Genomic DNA, 17,500 nt, shown 5'->3' with positions numbered 1-17,500 from the left:
GCCCCAACAACCAGACCACAGTGGACACACCGGATGCGACGGCCGGCACCCCACCCCGCCCACCAACCGGACACATGATCAACAACCGCCATCAAGATCAACCCACAACCACACCGGTGGATCCAGGTTAGATGACCCAAAATCCACACAGTCCCGCACGAGGAGTCCCGGTGACCACCGGGTCCGGAAGGGGTGTGTGGAAATAGGGACATCCAACGTCCCTATTTCCACACACCCCCTCATCCGACGCCACCTTGCCGCCACGCCTTGAGATCCGTCCAAGCCTCAAGGGTCCGTCCGCTCTCGAACCGGCGGCGTTCGCGCGTGACCGGGTCGGTGAACTCGAGGACTTTCGCCAGCAGCTGCAAGGGTTCGGTGAAGTCGTCAAGCGGCGTTTCGGTCAGCTCCGGGTAGAAGTCGTCGCCGAGGATCGGCAATCCGAGACCGCTCATGTGCAGTCTGAGCTGGTGGGTGCGGCCGGTCGCGGGCAGCAGCCGGTAGCGGCCCAGGCCGTCGCGGTGTTCGAGGAGTTCGACCCGGGTCTCGGCGTTGGGCGGTCCGTCGACCTCTTGGGCGGCGATGACCCCGCGTTCCTTGATGATGCGGCTGCTGATCTCGCGCGGCATCACGACGTCCGGATCGTAGCGTGCGATCGCCTCGTATTCCTTGTGTACCAAGCGGTCCCGGAACATCGTCTGGTACTTGCCGCGGACTTCGGGGGTGATCACGAACAGGATGAGCCCGGCGGTGACCCGGTCGAGCCGGTGCGCGGGGCTGAGCATCGGGAGGTCGAGTTCACGGCGGAGGCGGACCAGTGCGGTCTGGAGAATGTGCCGTCCACGCGGGATCGTCGCGAGGAAATGAGGTTTGTCGGCGACCAGGAAATGCTCGTCGCGGTGCACGACGGAGACCTCGAACGGAACGTCGACCTCGTCGGGAAGATCGCGGTGGAACCAGATGAACGAGTCCGGCACGAACGGCGCGTCGACGCCCAGCGGCCCGTCCAGTCCGACGATGCGTTCCTCTCGGAGCATCTCCTCGATCCGCGAGGGCGCGACCCGGGGGAGCCGCTCGACGAGGTGCTCCCGCAACGTCGTCCACGGTCCCTCGGCGGGCATCTTGAGCCTCGCGGGGTCGAGCCCGTGCCGGGGCGGGAGCGGCGGGCGGAGCTTGCGTCTCATCACCGCGCACTCTAGCCGCGTGGGCTCATCCGGCCTGGTCGCGGGCGGGTGTCCTGGTGTCGCGAAAGCCACTTTCGAGACGTCTGGTGTCCCGAAAGTGGCTTTCGCGACACCAGCGGGAGTTGTCCACAGTGGGGCTGGTGTGGCGAGTTGTCCACAGGCCGGGCGGAAGGTCTGGCGCAGGAGAACTTGAGGAGCAGACGATCGTGGAGTGAAACCTGGAGATTGGGCTCGTGATCCCGAGGAGCTCTACCAGCACAGTCATGGCGGCGTGATCACCGTCGCTCGGTTGACGGAACTCGGCGTTCCGTCAAGGACTTGTTATCGCCGGTGCCGTCCGGGAAGGCAGTGGCGACGGTTGCTGCCGGGAGTCTTGCTGCTGAACTCCGGCGATCCAACGCGCAGGCAGCTGGTTGACGCCGCTCTATTGTACGCCGGTCCCGACGCAGTGGTGACCGGCGCGACCGCGTGTCGTCGACAGGGGTTACGGGCGCTGCCGGACCATCCGTTCCTCGTCCATCTTCTCGTTCCCCTCGAACGCAAGGTCGGCAGTTCCGGGCACGTGATCATCGAACGCACGACCCGGCTACCGACGGCGGTCGTGCTCGATGGGGTACCGCTGGCGCCCTTGGTTCGGTCGGTACTCGACGAGTGCCGTCGGCTCGGCTCACGCCAGGCGGTTTCGGCGCTGCTTTCCGAGGCGGTCCAACGGGGCGTAAGCCTTCCGGAGCTCTTCGACGAACTCGATGCCGGAAGCAGCCGCGGCACTGCGATCCCACGTGATGCGCTGCATCGTATCGCCGATGGAGCCCGGTCGGCTGCGGAAGTCGACGCGATGAGGGTGTGGCGAATGAGCGGATTGCCCGAACCCCGATGGAATCATGAACTGCGAGACGAAAGTGGGGAGTACATCGCGACTCCTGATGGCTACTTCGTGGCGGTGAGCCTGGCCTGGGAGATCGATTCGTACGACTTTCACTTCGGCAAGCAGCAGTACGCGGCGACAGTGGCGAGAAACGCCAGGTACGCGGCCGCCGGGATCGCGGTCCTCCAGACCTTGCCCAGCCGATTGCGGACGGAACCGAAGCGGGTGGTCGCCGAACTTGTGGCAGCGCACCGTGCCGCTGAGGCCCGTCTGCGTCGGGTCGCCTGACCAACGATGCCCGCCGAGGTGTCGCGAAAGGGTGTCGCGAAAGCCACTTTCGAGACGTCTGATGTCCCGAAAGTGGCTTTCGCGACACCCGCCACGCGAGGGCGCCGGTAAGACGGGAGTGATCAGTGTCGATCGCGATATCGCGCGAGGTACCGCTCGGTGGCGTCGGCCTCGGCGGCCGCGGCCGCCTCCTCGCGGGTCCGGCGCCCGATGCCCGGCGGGAAGCCGTTCTTGGTGAGCCGGTGCTCGATGCTCTCCTCCATGTAGGCCGTCGAGTAGAAGTACGCCACGAGCGCGGCCATCAGCACGATCGCCAGCCGCAGGCCGAGCGGGCCGGGCAGGAGGAGCCACACCGCGCAGAGCGGGGCGATCATCACCGTGCTGCGGGCGACGTGCCGCCAGCGCCAGCTTCCGGTGGTCGCGTCGTGGAGGATCCAGTCGTGGTAGCGCTCGGGCAGCCTGCCGCCGAGTGAGTACCACAGCCAGCGGAACACGTCCGGGCGCTTGCGGGGCATCGGGCGACTCCCTTCCTTCGACGTTAGTCACAGTACACTAATGGTTAGTACGCTAAATATTAGTGTTGCCGAGGACACTGCTAGTTTTGCGCCATGAGTTCGGAAGGGCCCGACATGAAGTCGATCGATCTGGGCGAGGACCCGCTCGCGCTGGAGCGTCAGGTGTGTTTCGCGCTGTCGGTCGCGTCGCGCAGCGTCATCGCCATCTACCGTCCGCTGCTGGAGCCGCACGGGCTCACCCATCCGCAGTACCTCGTCATGCTGGCGCTGTGGGAGCGGGGGCCACAGGCGGTGAAGGACCTGAGCGCCGCTCTGCGCGCCGAACCCGCGACGCTGTCCCCGCTGCTCAAGCGGCTGGAGGCGATCGGTTACGTCACTCGCAGGCGCAGTGCCGAGGACGAGCGGCTGCTGACGGTCGAGTTGACGGAATCGGGCCGCGCGTTGCGCACGGAGGCGGAAAAGATCCCGTACCGCGTCGTCGAGAAGCTCGGAATGGAGGTCTCCGAGCTGGAGGCGCTGCACAAGGCTCTCACGCGCGTCATCGAAGCCACGGCTTGAGCGAACCGAGACCGGGGTGTGACGAAATGAGGGTGTGAAGCCGCGTCGGGGTGGGTAATTCCCGTCACGCCTACTCAAGATGACAGGAAGCTGAGGGACCGTGACCACCTCGACCCCCGCCCCCACGGAAGCAGGTCTGGATCTCATGACCAGGCTGAACGCCTATCTGGAGGACGTGGCTTCGGCGCTGGGGATACGGATGGATTCGTGCACGGCCGACCTCACCGGCCCGGTCACCGCCGGCCTGAGGCTGAATTGGCGTCTTCCCGGCTTCCCCGAGCGCGATGCCGATCTGCTGTGGCACGAGGAGCACGGCTGGTCGGCCGCCGTCGCGACACAGTCGGGCGACGACCACCACGTCGTCGTCGCCTACCTCGGCGGACGGTCGGTCGCGTCGCCGCCGAGGCTGGTGGCCCGCTTCGCCGAGACCCTGCGCACCGGTGACCACCAGGACTGCTGGCCCGGCCCGCCGACACTGCGCACCGCCGGCGGACCGTCCGCGCTGGCCAAGGAACTTTCCGCCTGGGCCTGATCACTCCGGCGGAGCGAGGACGGCGTCGATCTCCCTGCCGATCAGGGACGGCCTCAGGGACTGACGGTCAGCGTGCCGCGGATGCGGGCGACGACGGCATCGAGATTGTCGTCGAGGAAGAAGTGACCGCCCTCGAAGACCTCCTTCTCGAAGGAACCGGTGGTGTACCCGGCCCAGTTCTCGACGTCGCTCACGTCCACGACCGGATCCGCGTTCCCGGTGAGCGCCACGATCGGGCAGGTCACGTCGGGTCCGGGCCGGTAGCGATAGGTCTCGACGGCCTTGTAGTCGCCGCGCAGCGCGGGCAAGGCGAGGGCGCGGATGTCCGGGTCGTCGAGGATCATCGCGGCCGTGCCGCCGAGACGGCTGACCTCGGCGAGGAAAGTGGCCTCGTCGGCGAGGTGGTGCGAGTCCTTCCTGAGGATGTCCGGGCCGCGGCGGGCTGACAGGAACAGCGCCGCCGGAACGAGGCCACGCGCCTCGAGCCGCCGGGTGACCTCGAACGCGACGATGGCGCCCATGCTGTGGCCGAAAAGGGCGAACGGCTTCGGGAGCGCGGCGACGACGTCCACCAGCTGCTCGGAGAGGACGTGCAGATCGTCGATGACCGGCTCGCCCATGCGGTCCTGCCGTCCCGGGTACTGGACGGTGTGCGCCTCGACGGTGGGGGAGAGAGCCCCCGAAAGCTGGCGGTACGCGCTCGCCGATCCACCGGCGTGCGGGAACACGACGAGCCGCGTCTCGGCAGCCGGTGCCGGGTGGAAGCAGCGCGTCCAGACCTGGAAATCCTGCCCTGCCATCGAAAAATCCCCCAATCCGCGCGGGAACGGCCCGCACGACACTGGAATGTACGGGGGATTCGCGGGAAGAGTCCATGGGTGTGCGGGGTTGAACACTGGACATCGGCCCGCAGCCAGGGCTGGCGGAAGGGAGCGAGTGTGGCGGAGGACCTGAAGATCAGGATCGGTGCGGGGCTGGGGGCCGGGACGGCGCCCGAAGAGTTCGGTGCCGCGGTCGACCTGCTGGAGCAGGAGGGCGTCGATTCGCTCTGGTTGCCCGAAGCGGTGTACTCGCCCAGGATCGACCCGGTCGTCGGGCTGACCCACGCGCTCGCCCGCACTTCGAAACTGAAGGTCGGCACCGGCGTGATGGTGCTACCCGGCCGCGATCCGGTGCTGGTCGCCAAACAGCTCGCCTCACTCGCCGCGCTCGCGCCGAAACGCGTCCTCCCGGTCTTCGGTCTGAAGCCTGCGCGCGACGCGGAACTGCCGCTGTTCCCGGTGCCGCCGGGCCGCCGCGCCGCCGTCTTCGACGAGTCGTTGCGGCTGATCAAGGCGTTGCTGGAACAGGAAGAGGTGACCTTCGACGGCGAGTTCTTCCGCGTCGAGGGTGTCGGGCTTGGCATGCGCCCGCTCAAGCGGCTCGACCTGTGGCTCGGCGGGAAGGCGCCGGGCGCCCTGCGGCGGATCGGCAGGCTCGCGGACGGCTGGCTGGCCAGTTTCCTCACCCCGGAAGAGGCCCGCGCCGGCCGCGAGGCGATCCAGAAGGCCGCCGCCGAGGCGGACCGGGAGGTCGAGGCCGACCACTTCGGGATCAGCCTCATCGTCGCCGAGGACGGCATCCCGGACGCGCTCGCGGCCTCGGTCGCCGCCAGGTCCGACGCCGACCCGGCACGCCTGATCGCGGGCAGCTGGGCGGCCGCCCGCGACCTGGTCGCCGAGTACATCGACGCCGGGCTGAGCAAGTTCGTGCTCTACCCGGCCGGGCCGGAGCCGATCGAGCGGTTCGTCGAGAACTTCGTCGAGCACGCCGTCCCGATGCAGAACTAGTTCCCTTCAGCCCTGCTCCAGGGGCCACGCGCTAGTCGAACTTCAGCTCTTCGGTCCTCCGCGGCATCAGCAGCAGCGCGCCGACGCTGAGCACGGCGATCACCAGCATCGCCAGGAAGACGTGGTGCGTGGCGTCCGCGAGGGCGTCACGCACGAACGTCGTCGTCGGCGTGGCGGGTCCGTTGCCTTCCAGGACGACACTGGTCGCGTCGACGCCGGACGGCAGGCCGCTCACCCCGGCGGGCGGGTTCGCGAACCGGTTCGCCAGGGTGGCGTTCGCGATCGCGCCGAACATCGCCACGCCGACCGCGCTGCCCAGCGAACGGCTGAACATGTTGGTCGCGGTGACGACCCCTCGGCGTTCCCAGCCGATGGTGGACTGGACGGCGATCAGCGTCGGGCTCGACGCCAGGCCCAGTCCCAGTCCGAGGACGAACGCGGCCGCGGCCGCCAGCCAGATCGACGACCCCGCCGCCAGGAACACCGTGAGCGCCGCGCCCGCGATGACGATCCCGCTGCCGATCAGCGCGGTGTCCCGGAACCCGATCCGCATGTAGATCCGGCCAGCCAGCGACGCCGAAATCGGCCAGCCGACGGTCAGCGCCGCCAGCGCGAACCCGGCGACGAGCGCGCCGGTGCCGAGCACACCCTGCGAGAACGTCGGCAGATACGAGGTCAGGCCCATCAGCAGCATGCCGACGACGACGGCGACCAGGTTGCCGCCGATCAGCGTCCGTTTGGTGAAGATCCACAGCGGCAGCACCGGCTCTTCGGCCTTGCGTTCCACGAACACGAACGCCACCAGCAGCACCACCGCGCCGATGAAGATCGCCAGGCTCGGCGCGGACGCCCAGCCCCAGGCCACCCCGCCCTCCAGCAGGCCGAGGATCAGCAGCGAGCAGCCGAGCGTGAGGAGCGTGGCGCCCAGGTAGTCGATGCGGTGCGAACGGCGTTCGACGCGCTCACGGAAGTTCCGGAACAGCATCCACGCCGCGAGCGCGCCGAGTGGCAGGTTGATGAAGAAGATCCAGCGCCAGTCGAGATACTCGGCGAACACGCCGCCCAGTGTCGGCCCGACCACCGACGAGATGGCCCACACGCTGGCGAGATAGCCCTGCACCCTGGCGCGTTCCTCGACCGTGTACATGTCGCCGACCATGGTCAGCGCGATCGGCTGGATGGCGCCCGCGCCGATGCCCTGCACCGCGCGGGCGGCGATCAGTACCGGCATGCTCCAGGCCGCGCCGCAGAGCACCGAGCCCAGTAGGAACGCCGCGATCCCGAAGAACATCACCGGCCGCCTGCCGAGTACGTCGGCGAACTTGCCGTACAGCGGGACGGTGACCGCCTGGGTCAGCAGATAGATCGAGAACAGCCACGGGAACTGCGAGAAGCCGCCCAGATCGGCGACCACCGACGGCACCGCCGTCGCGATGATGGTCGAGTCCAGCGCGATCAGGCCGGAACACAGCATCACGGCGATCAGGACGGGGCCGCGTTCGGAGCGGAAACCGACCCCTTCCTTCGCGGTGACCGGGGCCGGGGTGGTCATCTGTGGCGATCTCCTCGGGCTCATGAAGGGCGTCAACTGCTTCGCATGGGTAAGCATTCCATGGAGACACCCGGTCATGGGATCGATTTGTTCCGTGAGGTTTCCCGCAAAATGGGTCGGATGAGCACTTGGATCCGCCCGATCGGCCGTGGCTGGGTTGTCCTCGACACCGTCCCGGGTCCCGACGTCGACGAGTTCGCCGACCGGGACCGGGTGACGGCCGCGCTCGCCGGGGCGCGCGGCGACAGTCTGCTGGCGGTCCAGCATCCGGCGAGGACCCCGGCCGCGCTGGCGGGCGGCCTGGCGATCGAGGCGGCGTTGCCGCAGGCAAGGGCGACGTTCGAACGGATCCGGGAACGGCACTATCGCCCGGTCGCCGACGTCGTCGCGCCGTACCGCATCGACGGGCCGGACGGCGTCGGGCTGGGCGTGCTGTGCCTGGTCGACCCGGCCGCGGTCCGGGACGACGGGCTGACCCGGGTCCGGCACACCGAGGACGTCTATCCGGACGTCGTCGCGGAACGGGCCGCGATGCTCGCCGGACTCGGTGTCGCCACGAGCGCCGCCATGCTCGTCCCCGCGACCGGCGGCCGCGAGCTGACCGCGTTGATCGAACGGCTCTGCCGGGGGCAGGTGCCCACCCTGTCCACAGTGGACGGCGCGGGCCGTAAGCACGAACTGTGGCTCACCGGTCCCGGCGACGGCCAGTCCGAGCTGCTGGCCGCCCTGGACGAGATGGATCTCCTGGTCGCGGACGGCAATCACCGGGTCGCAGCCGCCGCGGCGTCGGGACGCGGCGCGTTGCTGGCGCTGGTCACCGGCGGACCGGGACTGCGGATCGGGCCCATCCACCGGGTACTCGCCGGCACCGGTCTCGACGCGGCCACGCTGGTCCGGCGATGGACGGAGGCGGGCTTCGGCGTCCACCCCGGCCCGCCAGAGCCACCGACCGAAGCGGGAGAGGTGACCGTACTGGCGGGGGAGTCGGCGTTCCGGGTGCTGCTCGGCAGGGCGGGCCTCGATCACGCCGTCGTCGAGCAAGACCTGCTCCGCGGGGCGCTCGGCGTCGATCCGGAAGGCTCGAACATGCGGCCGCTGCTGCCGGGAGCCCCGGTGCCCGAAGACGCGGACGCGGTTCTGCTGCTGGCCCCGGTCCCGTACGCGGAAGTACTCGCCGTGCACGCGGCCGGACTGCGGATGCCGAGGAAGGCCACGTATTTCACGCCGAAACCACGCAGCGGACTCCTGCTGGCAGAGCTCTGACGTCGCGCTTTTGTCGGTGGGCAGGCCTAGGATCACCTCGTGGAACTGCCCGTGATGCCGCCCGTGAAGCCGATGCTGGCCAAGGCCGTGCACGAACTGCCGCGCACGCCGGGGCTGCTTTACGAGCCCAAGTGGGACGGCTTCCGCTGCGTCGTCTTCCGCGACGGCGACGAGGTCGTCCTGGGCTCGCGTAACGACAGGCCACTGACGAGGTACTTCCCCGAACTGGTCGACCTCCTCAAGGACGCGCTGCCCGAGCGCTGCGTCGTCGACGGTGAGATCGTGCTGGTCACCGAAGGCGGCCTCGACTTCGAGAAGCTCCAGCTGCGGCTGCACCCGGCGGCGTCCCGGGTGAACAAGCTGGCCGCGGAGACGCCGACGAGTTTCGTGGTGTTCGACCTGCTCGCACTCGAAGACCGGGATCTGACGCCGGAACCGTTCGAGGAGCGGCGGAAGCTGCTCGAAAGCGTCGTCGACACGAAGTTCGCCCGCGTGCACCTCACCCCATTGTCCGAGGACCCCGACGTCGCCCAGGACTGGTTCACCCGTTTCGAGGGCGCGGGTTTCGACGGCGTGATGGCCAAACCCGCCGACGCGCCGTACGAACAGGACAAGCGGGTGATGTGGAAGGTCAAGCACCAGCGCACCGCGGACTGCGTCGTCGTCGGATTCCGGTGGCACAAGGACGGTGTCGGCGTCGGGTCGCTGCTGCTCGGGCTCTACAACGACGAAGGCGTCCTGCACCACGTGGGCGTGGCCAGCAGCTTCACCGCCGCGAGGCGCCGTGAGCTGGTGGACGAACTCGCGCCGCTGCGGGAGAACGCGCTGGAGAACCACCCTTGGCGCGAGTGGGTCGAGGCCCACGAGGAGGCGGGCGGCCGGATGCCCGGCGCGGGCAGCCGGTGGGCGCCGCAGAAGGACCTGAGCTGGGAGCCGGTCCGCGTCGAATGGGTCGCCGAGGTCCGCTACGAACACGTCGAGGGCACGCGGTTCCGCCATGGCGGCAGGCTCGTGCGCTTCCGCCCCGACCGCGAACCGGCGTCCTGCACCTACGCGCAGCTCGAAGAGGTCCCGCCCGCCGAGCTGGCCACGTTGTTCACCGAGCTGGGGGAAGCATGAAGTCGGAACCGGTCACGCTGGACCTCGACGGTGTCGAGTTCACGGTGTCCAATCCGGGCAAGGTCTACTTCCCGGAGAACGGCGAGACCAAATTGGACCTCGTCGAGTACTACCGCGCGGTTTCGGTGCCACTGCTGGCGCAGCTCGGCGGGCGGCCCTTGCTGTTGGAGCGTTATCCCGACGGCGCGGGCGGGAAGTCGTGGTTCCAGAAGCGGGTCCCGAAGAACGCGCCCGAGTGGCTGACCACGACGGTGGTGTCCACTCCGAACGGGACCACATCGGACGCGCTCGTCGCGAAAGACCTCGCACACGTCATCTGGGCGGTGAACCAGGGCTGTCTCGGTTTCCATGTCTGGCCGAACCGGGCCGACGCGCCGGAGGTCAGCGATCAGCTGCGCGTCGACCTGGATCCGTCGCCCGGCATCGGTTTCCCGGAGCTGCGGCACGGCGCTGTCCTGACGAAGGCGTTGCTGGCGGAGCTTGGCATCGCCGCGCAGCTGAAGACGTCGGGCTCGCGCGGTCTGCATCTTTACGTACCGCTGGAACCGACGTGGGACGGCTACGAGGTCCGCGCGGCCGCCGTCGCGCTCGCCCGCGAACTGGAGCGCCGCCACCCGGAGGAGATGACGGCGCAGTGGTGGAAGGAAGAACGCGGCTCCCGGGTGTTCGTCGACTTCAACCAGAACGCGCCGCACAAGACGGTGTTCGGCGCGTGGTGCGTGCGGCCGCGGGTCGGCGGGCAGGTGTCGACGCCGATCGGATGGGACGAACTGGAGACCGTCGAGCCGGACAAGCTCACCCTGTCCACCGTGCCCGCTCGCTTCGCCGAACGCGGAGACCCTTGGGCGGAAACGAAACCGCAGTCGATCGAGCCGCTGCTGGAAATGTCCAGGAAGGACATGGCGGACGGGCTCATGGACGCGCCTTGGCCGCCCGTGTACCCGAAGATGCCGAACGAGCCGCCCCGGGTCGCGCCGAGCAGGGCGAAGAAAGAAAGCAATTAGGCACCTGATTGCGATGCTTGCGTGCGCAAGTACCGCAACCAGGTGCCGAATTGCGGTCAGAGGGGGAGGTCGAAGGCGAGTTGCGTGTTCGGGGCTGGCTCGGCCTTCCTGGTGGGGCGGTGGCTCGGCAGGGTCGCGGCGCAGCGCGGGCACGGGACGACGTCGGTGCCGGTGAGATCCACCGGCCTCCACATCCGGGATTCCTTGTCCCCGCAGGCGGAACGCCGGTAGCGGAGGTCTTCGGAGCGGGTCATCAGGTGCGCGGCGGGGGAGTCCTCCGGCAGCGCGCCGACCAGGTACCAGCGTCCGGCGGTGTTCGTCATGGAACTGTCCTCCCGATACAGGTGGTCCAGCTCGAGATTCCTTCCGGGAATCAGTGTCAAGGAGACTCGCCGCGATTCCCGGTATTTCGGCCTTCGGCGTGTCAGTCCTGGACGAACCGCAGGACGCGCAGCATGCCGCGTTCGTCGACGACCTCGGGATCGTCCGCGACGCACGCTTCGAGGCGCGCGGTGACGGCCTCGGTGTCGATCCCCGAGCCGATCAGCACCAGTTCGCTCCGGCGCGGCAGGCCTGACGGCCACGCCGACCGTTCCACCTGGATGAACGAGCCCACCGTGTGCAGGCCGAACCGGGAGCGCGGGCCGTTCGGGCCGAAGTCGAGGAAGCCCTTGATCCGGTAGAGCCCGCCGGGGCGCTGTTCGAGGAAGTCCATCAGCCGTCGCGGGTCCAGCGGCCGCTCGACGGTGAAGGCGACGCTGTCGTACGCGGTGTGGAAGTGGTGCTCGTGGTCGTGCTCCTCGTCGCGGAGGTCGTCGAACGACATCTGCCCGGCACGGTCACGCGGCCGGGCGTCGAAGAACAGCGCGGGGTCGATCCGGCCGTGGGAGGTCGCGATCACCGGCGTGCCGGGCGCGATCTCGTCGATCGTGCCACGCAGCTTGGCCAGGGCGTCCTCGTCGGCCCGGTCGGTCTTGTTGAGCACGACCAGGTCGGCGAAACCGAGGTGTTCGTCCAGTTCCGGGTGGCGTCGCCTGGTCGCCTCGAACTCGGCGGCGTCGACGAGTTCGACCAGACCGCCGTACGCGATGGCGGGATTCTCGCTGGCGATCATCAGGCGGATGAGGTCACGCGGTTCGGCGAGCCCGCTGGCCTCGATCACGATGACGTCGATGCCCGCCTCGGCCTCGGACAGTTTGGCGAGCATGGCGTCGAGGCCGCTCGCGTCGACGGCGCAGCACAGGCAGCCGTTGCCGAAGGACATCATCGTGTCGACCTGGCCGGAGACGGCCATCGCGTCGACCGCGATGCTCCCGAAGTCGTTGACGATGACACCGATGCGCGCACCTTGGCGATTGGCCAGCAGGTGGTTGAGCAGGGTGGTCTTCCCGGAGCCGAGGAAGCCCGCGACCAGGATGACCGGGATCCGCCTGTCGACCACGAGTTTCCTTTCCGCCGGCGTTCCCCGCACTCTAGCGACGGCGGATACGGGTCAATACACCGGTCCCGGGAAAGAACAGAAGAGCAGGCGGGTAAATACACTCTAAAGTGTGGCAGGTGAAATGATCACAAAGGGATCATGGGTAAGCGTGATCGTTTTCGCTGTCGGCGCTTCGGTGAATCTTCCGCGAAGTCGGACTCAATTCCAAATATTGTCGCCAGTAGGCATTCTGAGCTGGGAAAACGTTGTCCTGTTGGGGCTTCTGCCATTTGGAGGATAGTGTCCTCGTTTTTGTGGGGTATCGTCTTCCGTCTGGTCCGGACCCAGCCATCCCGCTGATCGAGCGTGACCCTCCGGGCATTTCCGAAGTGCAGGAGGAATGGTGATCGTTCCCGCCGCCGGTGCCGGCGTCGAATTCGGAGAGTGGGAGGCCGAAGTGGTGACGGCCTCCATGCGGGTGACGGATATCCCCCGCTTGCCTCCGGATGCAGGGTCGCGGGGACGGAGCGTGGACGTCGCCGAGGCGGAGGACTTCCTCCGGCTCTTTCACGACGAGACGGACGGCGGCGAGGGACGGCTGAACGAACGGCTGGACCAGGTCCACGCCGAGATCCACGAGACCGGCACCTACCGGCACACCACGGCCGAGGTCGAATTCGGCGCGCGGGTTGCCTGGCGGAACTCCGCACGGTGCATCGGCAGGCTGTACTGGCAGGGATTGAAGGTGCGGGACCGCCGTGACGTCACCGGCGCCGCCGCCATCGCCGAGGAGTGCGTCACCCATTTGCGGGAGGCGACCAGGGGTGGCCGGATCCGGTCGACCATTACGGTGTTCGCCCCGGACGGCCCGGCCGGGCCCGGTCCGAAGATCCACAACGACCAGCTCGTCCGCTACGCCGGCCATCGGCTCGGCGACGGCTCGGTGCTGGGCGATCCGCGCCACGCCGACTTCACCGAGACCGTCAAGGAACACGGTTGGCGCCCGCCCGAGCGCAAGGGTTCCTTCGACGTGCTCCCGCTGCTCATCGAGTCCGAGCCGGGGGAGCGGCGCCTGTTCCGGCTGCCCTCGGACGCCGTGCTGGAGGTCCCGCTGTCGCATCCCGACCACCGGTGGTTCGCCGGGCTCGGGCTGCGCTGGCACGCGGTGCCGGCGATCAGCAACATGCGCCTGGTGATCGGCGGGATCACCTACCCCGCGGCGCCCTTCAACGGCTGGTATCTCTCCACCGAGGTCGGCGCGCGCAACCTGGCCGACACCGACCGCTACGACCTGCTGCCGGTGATCGCGGACCTGATGGGCCTGTCGACCGCGTCGGAACGCACCCTGTGGCGTGACCGCGCGCTCGTCGAACTGACGCTGGCTGTCCAGCACTCCTTCGACGCGGCGGGCGTGACCGTCGCCGACCACCACACCGAATCGCGGCGGTTCCTCACGCACATCGCCAAGGAAGAGCGTGCGGGCCGCCGCTGTCAGGCGGAGTGGAGCTGGATCGTCCCGCCGCTGTCCGGCGGGCAGACGGCGGTGTTCCACCGCTACTACGACGAACCCGATCCGGCCGCGAGACCGGCCTTTCTGCCTCCCGGGTAACGCCCCCGACGGGTGAAGAGGTGAGCCGAATGCGGCGTGTCGATGGGCCGGAGGGCGGCACGGGTTGCGGCGGCGCGGACAATGGGGAGATGACCGCAGTGCTCGTCGCCCACGCCGGGAAGTCCGGCGGCACAAGGGAGATCGCCGAGGTGATCGTCGCCGAACTGCGGGAAAGCGGCCTGACGGCCGATCTGCTGGACGCCGCCGAGGTCGGCGACGTCGAACCGTACGGCGCGGTGATCGTCGGAAGCGCACTGCACCACCGGCGCTGGCGCCCGGAGGCGGTGCGCCTGCTCACCGAGCACGAGGAGGCGCTCCGGAGCCGCCCGGTCTGGCTGTTCCACAGCGGGCCTTGCGGGCCGCTCGCCGCGGGCAAACACGTCAGCCTGCCCGCGGGGGTCGCGATCTTGGCCGCGCGGATCGACGCCGAGCGCACGGCCACCTTCGGCGGCAGGCTCACCCCGGCCACCGCGAGTGGCCTGTTCTGGAAGCTCATGGCCGCGGGCCCCTGGGCCGGCGATTTCCGCGATTGGCCGTCGATCCGGGCCTGGGCACGCGACGTCGGCCGCCGCGTGCGGATCCGCGTCACCCTCTGACGCGCCGGTTTCGTCGGTGCCCTGTCGTAGGGTGCTCCCATGGACAAACGGTTCACCGCGACGCTGCTCAAGAGCCCGGAAAAGGGCGGCTGGACGTACGTGGTCATGCCCGGCTCCGCCGAGTTCTTCGGCACCAAGGGTCTGGTCAAGGTACGCGGGACGATCGACGGGCATCCGTTCCGGAGTTCGTTCATGGCGCTGGGCGACGGCACCCACAAGCTCCCGGTGAAGGCCGAGGTGCGCAAGGTGATCGGCAAGGAAGAGGGCGACACCGTGGACGTCGTCCTGCTCGAACGACTGGAGGGCTGAGTGGCCGCGGAATGGAAACCGTCCCCGGTCATCAAGATCTACGAGGCGCTCGGCGCGGTGGCCGACGGGCGCGTCGAGATCGACGGTGACACGGCGCGTGTCGCGTCGTCGGACAAGGCCAAGACCTACGACGTGCGCCACGATCCGGCCGCGGGTTCGATCACGGCCAACGACAACGGGTCGTACTGGCAGGGGTACCTCGGCTACCCGGGGATCGCGTACCTGATGGAGCGCGGTGTGCTCGGTTACGATCGGGGTCTCGCCGGGGAACTGGCCGGTGTGCCGTGGAAGGAACTCGCGACCAAGTACCGCAACGACTGGGCGAAGGTCGAGCAGCACGTCCGCGACGAGCTGTCCGAGCGTGGGGTGGACCTGGACCGGTTCGACGCCGGGCTCGCGGAGGTTTCGGAGCAGTTGGAGAAACTGGGGCTCACGAAGCTTTCCCCGCGGTTGCGGCCGCCGAAGTCGTGAGCGTTTGAGTACATGAAGGCCCCCTTCCTTGCGCCAGGCGCAAGGAAGGGGGCCTTCATGTACTTCAGGCTGGGCGCCATCGCTCAGCCGCAGTGCTCCGACGGGCTGTCGTACTTGATCCCGCCCGCGGAACCGCCCCACTTCACGCATTTGTCCGCCGCGGCCGCCCGCACCGGACCGGCGAACCACGAGAACGAGCCGGAGTCGGTGATCCGCGCCGATCCCTGGACCTCGAGGTAGGCCGACGTCGCCGTCGCGGTGCCCGCGGACGTGCTCTTCATCGTGCTGACACAGTTCTGTCCGTTGGAAGCGTTGTAGGACAGGTAAACCGTGCCCGCCGTCCCGAGCGGGGCCGAGTCGATCACGCCGTATCCGCTGCCGCACACCGGGGCGCCGAGCGTCGTCTCGGTGACGGTCGAGAAGCGGATGGTCTCGTTGGCGTTCCCCGCCGGGCCCGCTTCGTACAGCACACCGACCGAACCCGAGGACAGCTGGACCATGTCGGAGTACGCGGCGTCGCCGCTCCACACCAGCGTTCCGGCGGAGTTGCCCTGCCAGTTCGCGCCTTCGTCGAACGACGACCGCACGACGAGTTGCTTGCGGCGGTCGCAGACCGACGGCGCGGCGAACAGGATCCGGTTGTACTTGCCCGCCTTGTCGGTGGCGGTCATCCGCGCGGTCGAGGCCTGTACGACCGGGGTGATCAAGTCCTCCTCGAAGGTGAACTTCGTCGAGAAGCTCGCGCCGCCGTCGGAACTGATGGCGTACGCGCGGTTCTTCGCTCCACCGTCGAGGCATTTGTTGCCGTTGGTGGCCTGGTTGCGCGCCGCGGCGTAGACCCGGCCGTCGAGCAGTTCGGTGACGCTGATCTCCTGTGGGATCAGCGCGGCCGACGTCGCCGGGGTGTCGGTGGCGCCGCGCTTCCAGGTGACGCCCTGGTCGTCGCTGTAGATCAGCGAGCCGCTGTGCGTGGCCCCGTTGCTGTAGTTCATCCCGGCGACGATCCGGCCGGCGTGCGCGCCGCGGGTCAGCACGATGCCGTGGGACGGGCCGGTCGCGAGCCAGGCCGGCGCGGCGCTGAACCCGAGTTGCGTGGTGAGCACCTTGGGCGCGGTCCACGTCCTGCCGTGGTCGTCGCTGAGCGAGACACGCGGAATCCGGTTGCAGTCAGGATTCTTGACGCATTCCATCACTGAGAGCAGCACGATCCGCCCGGTTGACGGGATCACGATCGGTGCCGGGTTTCCTTTGGTGTCACCGAAACCTTCGATGACGACCTTCGAGGCGCTCCAGCTCTTCCCGTTGTCGGCCGAGCGTTTCACGACGAGGTCGATGTCGCCGCTGTCGTTGCAGAAGGTGGAGCCGCCCTTGCGAGCCTCGGCGAACGCGAGCAGTTCGCCGTTGTTCGCCTTGACGACGGCGGGGATTCTGAAGCAGTCGTAACCTTCTGTTTTCTCTTTGTACACCACCGTGTTTCCAACGGCGGCGGTCGCGGCGGGTGCGGCGAGAGAGAGTGCAGGAGAGGCGCCGACCGCCGCGATGGCGACGAGGGCCGCGAACAGGCCCTGTGCGACGCGAGAGATCTTCACGGGAGTACTCCGTCCTGGATTCGTTTCCGGATGACGGGGCATCAGAGTCCTTCCCGGTCGTACAAGGCGCGTACAACCCGGGTTTCGCGTTCTGTGTCAGGTGACGCAGAACAAGCGAGCGTTCCCTGTCAAAGTCTCTTCAGCCGGCCACGGTGCGACATCGGAAGGGGAGGGCCGAATGAAGGTGATCGATCCCGAGGGGCGTGAGTGGGAGATCAATCGCCGTTTCGCGCCGTGGCGCCGGTGGGTACAGCCGTTCGCGGCGCTCAAGGGCGGCTACCGGCACTACAAGATCACCGCGGACTGGACGCTGTATCTCAAGGACTTGCCCGACGACCGCGAGGACGTACCCGTGAACAAGGTGGCCACCGGACTGTTCGGCGTGGTGGTCGTCCTGCAAGCACTCGCCGAGTTCCCGATCTATCTGCTCCTTGGGATCGCGCTGGTGCCGATTCGGCTGCTCGAGATGCTGTGCCAGGGTGTCGCGGGGTCCGTCGCACAGGCCGTCCGGTGGTTCCGGAAGGCGCCGGAGCGGGTCGATGTCGCCGGCTGGAACAAGGATCGGACCGGCCTTGTCTCGCTGGCGATCCTCAAGGTCCACGGCGACCTCGCCGAGCCGTTGGCCACCGAACTGCGCGGCCTGTTCCGTGACCGGATCATGTTCGACCCGGGTGATCCGGTCGTGCGCGAGATGCTCACCCGCTTCGGCGCGCGGGTGGAACGGCATCGCACTCTGCTCCGCCGCCGGACCGCCGGAATCGCCGCATGACGGCGGGCCAGGCGTGGAACGGCACTTCGGC

General features: G+C 68.4%; 19 protein-coding genes. 12 read left to right on the top strand and 7 right to left on the bottom strand.

Going from position 1 to position 17,500, the window contains the following annotated elements; genetic code table 11:
• Window positions 1-239: 239 nt before the first annotated feature.
• Window positions 240-1,181 carry a pseudouridine synthase gene (locus ACLARN_RS41375; protein ID WP_409496944.1) on the bottom strand — a complete coding sequence of 314 codons (942 nt, stop codon included), beginning with the start codon at window positions 1,179-1,181 and terminating at the stop codon, window positions 240-242.
• Window positions 1,182-1,554: 373 nt separating this feature from the next.
• Between ACLARN_RS41375 and ACLARN_RS41370 the strand changes: the two genes are divergently transcribed.
• Window positions 1,555-2,334, top strand: coding sequence for a hypothetical protein (locus ACLARN_RS41370; RefSeq protein WP_409496943.1), 780 nt, complete (start codon window positions 1,555-1,557; stop codon window positions 2,332-2,334).
• Between the two features lie 122 nt (window positions 2,335-2,456).
• Here the strand turns inward: ACLARN_RS41370 and ACLARN_RS41365 are convergent, their stop codons facing one another.
• Window positions 2,457-2,849 carry a DUF5313 family protein gene (locus tag ACLARN_RS41365; RefSeq protein ID WP_409496942.1) on the bottom strand — a complete coding sequence of 131 codons (393 nt, stop codon included), beginning with the start codon at window positions 2,847-2,849 and terminating at the stop codon, window positions 2,457-2,459.
• Window positions 2,850-2,963: 114 nt separating this feature from the next.
• Between ACLARN_RS41365 and ACLARN_RS41360 the strand changes: the two genes are divergently transcribed.
• Both ACLARN_RS41360 and ACLARN_RS41355 read left to right on the top strand, forming a co-directional pair.
• Window positions 2,964-3,407: a MarR family winged helix-turn-helix transcriptional regulator gene (locus ACLARN_RS41360; protein WP_409496947.1), complete on the top strand. Its 444-nt coding sequence runs from the start codon at window positions 2,964-2,966 to the stop codon at window positions 3,405-3,407.
• A gap of 100 nt (window positions 3,408-3,507) precedes the next feature.
• Window positions 3,508-3,939: a DUF6292 family protein gene (locus tag ACLARN_RS41355; RefSeq protein WP_409496941.1), complete on the top strand. Its 432-nt coding sequence runs from the start codon at window positions 3,508-3,510 to the stop codon at window positions 3,937-3,939.
• Window positions 3,940-3,992: 53 nt separating this feature from the next.
• On the opposite strand, the gene ACLARN_RS41350 is transcribed toward ACLARN_RS41355, so the two are convergent.
• The gene (locus tag ACLARN_RS41350; RefSeq protein ID WP_409496940.1) at window positions 3,993-4,739 is read right to left on the bottom strand and encodes a thioesterase II family protein; all 747 of its coding nucleotides are present in this window, start codon (window positions 4,737-4,739) and stop codon (window positions 3,993-3,995) included.
• Between the two features lie 138 nt (window positions 4,740-4,877).
• Here ACLARN_RS41350 and ACLARN_RS41345 point away from each other — a divergent pair, with 138 nt between their 5' ends.
• A complete protein-coding gene (locus ACLARN_RS41345) occupies window positions 4,878-5,768 on the top strand; it encodes a TIGR03854 family LLM class F420-dependent oxidoreductase (protein ID WP_409496939.1) in 891 nt (296 codons plus the stop codon).
• 31 nt (window positions 5,769-5,799) lie between these two features.
• Here the strand turns inward: ACLARN_RS41345 and ACLARN_RS41340 are convergent, their stop codons facing one another.
• Complete coding sequence (locus ACLARN_RS41340) at window positions 5,800-7,320, bottom strand: MDR family MFS transporter (protein WP_409496938.1); 1,521 nt, start codon at window positions 7,318-7,320, stop codon at window positions 5,800-5,802.
• Between the two features lie 111 nt (window positions 7,321-7,431).
• Between ACLARN_RS41340 and ACLARN_RS41335 the strand changes: the two genes are divergently transcribed.
• Genes ACLARN_RS41335 through ligD form a run of 3 tightly spaced genes read left to right on the top strand, consistent with a single transcriptional unit; the run spans window position 7,432 to window position 10,706 of the window.
• A complete protein-coding gene (locus ACLARN_RS41335; RefSeq protein ID WP_409496946.1) occupies window positions 7,432-8,583 on the top strand; it encodes a DUF1015 family protein in 1,152 nt (383 codons plus the stop codon).
• Window positions 8,584-8,622: 39 nt separating this feature from the next.
• Entirely contained in the window at window positions 8,623-9,702 is a 1,080-nt protein-coding gene (locus ACLARN_RS41330) for an ATP-dependent DNA ligase (RefSeq protein ID WP_409496937.1), read from the top strand.
• Window positions 9,699-10,706, top strand: coding sequence for a non-homologous end-joining DNA ligase (gene ligD / locus ACLARN_RS41325; protein WP_409496936.1), 1,008 nt, complete (start codon window positions 9,699-9,701; stop codon window positions 10,704-10,706). Before ACLARN_RS41330 ends, ligD begins: the two co-directional genes overlap by 4 nt.
• 56 nt (window positions 10,707-10,762) lie before the next feature.
• On the opposite strand, the gene ACLARN_RS41320 is transcribed toward ligD, so the two are convergent.
• The gene (locus ACLARN_RS41320; protein ID WP_409496935.1) at window positions 10,763-11,029 is read right to left on the bottom strand and encodes a hypothetical protein; all 267 of its coding nucleotides are present in this window, start codon (window positions 11,027-11,029) and stop codon (window positions 10,763-10,765) included.
• A 101-nt stretch (window positions 11,030-11,130) separates the two neighbouring features.
• Window positions 11,131-12,147 carry a CobW family GTP-binding protein gene (locus ACLARN_RS41315; protein WP_409496934.1) on the bottom strand — a complete coding sequence of 339 codons (1,017 nt, stop codon included), beginning with the start codon at window positions 12,145-12,147 and terminating at the stop codon, window positions 11,131-11,133.
• A gap of 379 nt (window positions 12,148-12,526) precedes the next feature.
• On the opposite strand from ACLARN_RS41315, the gene ACLARN_RS41310 reads away from it, so the two are divergent.
• The 4 genes from ACLARN_RS41310 to ACLARN_RS41295 all read left to right on the top strand — a co-directional run bounded on the left by ACLARN_RS41310 (window position 12,527) and on the right by ACLARN_RS41295 (window position 15,111).
• Entirely contained in the window at window positions 12,527-13,735 is a 1,209-nt protein-coding gene (locus ACLARN_RS41310; protein ID WP_409496933.1) for a nitric oxide synthase oxygenase, read from the top strand.
• Between the two features lie 89 nt (window positions 13,736-13,824).
• Complete coding sequence (locus ACLARN_RS41305; RefSeq protein ID WP_409496945.1) at window positions 13,825-14,331, top strand: flavodoxin domain-containing protein; 507 nt, start codon at window positions 13,825-13,827, stop codon at window positions 14,329-14,331.
• Window positions 14,332-14,370: 39 nt separating this feature from the next.
• Complete coding sequence (locus tag ACLARN_RS41300; RefSeq protein ID WP_076165534.1) at window positions 14,371-14,640, top strand: DUF1905 domain-containing protein; 270 nt, start codon at window positions 14,371-14,373, stop codon at window positions 14,638-14,640.
• Complete coding sequence (locus ACLARN_RS41295) at window positions 14,641-15,111, top strand: hypothetical protein (RefSeq protein ID WP_409496932.1); 471 nt, start codon at window positions 14,641-14,643, stop codon at window positions 15,109-15,111.
• 83 nt (window positions 15,112-15,194) lie between these two features.
• Here the strand turns inward: ACLARN_RS41295 and ACLARN_RS41290 are convergent, their stop codons facing one another.
• Window positions 15,195-16,700, bottom strand: coding sequence for a sialidase family protein (locus tag ACLARN_RS41290; RefSeq protein WP_409496931.1), 1,506 nt, complete (start codon window positions 16,698-16,700; stop codon window positions 15,195-15,197).
• 178 nt (window positions 16,701-16,878) lie between these two features.
• Between ACLARN_RS41290 and ACLARN_RS41285 the strand changes: the two genes are divergently transcribed.
• Window positions 16,879-17,469, top strand: a complete 591-nt coding sequence (locus ACLARN_RS41285; RefSeq protein ID WP_409496930.1) for a hypothetical protein — start codon at window positions 16,879-16,881, stop codon at window positions 17,467-17,469.
• Window positions 17,470-17,500: the final 31 nt, after the last annotated feature.

It is taken from the genome of Amycolatopsis sp. cmx-11-12, assembly GCF_046269425.1.
Lineage (GTDB): Bacteria > Actinomycetota > Actinomycetes > Mycobacteriales > Pseudonocardiaceae > Amycolatopsis.
This window is presented reverse-complemented; position numbering and strand designations above follow the sequence as displayed.

What these genes read in the sequence shown, in the direction of transcription:
- ACLARN_RS41375 (WP_409496944.1), bottom strand. Translation starts at nt 1,181, where the DNA reads ATGAGACGCAAGCTCCGCCCGCCGCTCCCGCCCCGGCACGGGCTCGAC.
- ACLARN_RS41285 (WP_409496930.1), top strand. Translation starts at nt 16,879, where the DNA reads ATGAAGGTGATCGATCCCGAGGGGCGTGAGTGGGAGATCAATCGCCGT.
- ACLARN_RS41320 (WP_409496935.1), bottom strand. Translation starts at nt 11,029, where the DNA reads ATGACGAACACCGCCGGACGCTGGTACCTGGTCGGCGCGCTGCCGGAG.
- ACLARN_RS41305 (WP_409496945.1), top strand. Translation starts at nt 13,825, where the DNA reads ATGACCGCAGTGCTCGTCGCCCACGCCGGGAAGTCCGGCGGCACAAGG.
- ACLARN_RS41350 (WP_409496940.1), bottom strand. Translation starts at nt 4,739, where the DNA reads ATGGCAGGGCAGGATTTCCAGGTCTGGACGCGCTGCTTCCACCCGGCA.
- ACLARN_RS41300 (WP_076165534.1), top strand. Translation starts at nt 14,371, where the DNA reads ATGGACAAACGGTTCACCGCGACGCTGCTCAAGAGCCCGGAAAAGGGC.
- ACLARN_RS41360 (WP_409496947.1), top strand. Translation starts at nt 2,964, where the DNA reads ATGAAGTCGATCGATCTGGGCGAGGACCCGCTCGCGCTGGAGCGTCAG.
- ACLARN_RS41365 (WP_409496942.1), bottom strand. Translation starts at nt 2,849, where the DNA reads ATGCCCCGCAAGCGCCCGGACGTGTTCCGCTGGCTGTGGTACTCACTC.
- ACLARN_RS41340 (WP_409496938.1), bottom strand. Translation starts at nt 7,320, where the DNA reads ATGACCACCCCGGCCCCGGTCACCGCGAAGGAAGGGGTCGGTTTCCGC.
- ACLARN_RS41310 (WP_409496933.1), top strand. Translation starts at nt 12,527, where the DNA reads ATGGTGATCGTTCCCGCCGCCGGTGCCGGCGTCGAATTCGGAGAGTGG.
- ligD (WP_409496936.1), top strand. Translation starts at nt 9,699, where the DNA reads ATGAAGTCGGAACCGGTCACGCTGGACCTCGACGGTGTCGAGTTCACG.
- ACLARN_RS41335 (WP_409496946.1), top strand. Translation starts at nt 7,432, where the DNA reads ATGGGTCGGATGAGCACTTGGATCCGCCCGATCGGCCGTGGCTGGGTT.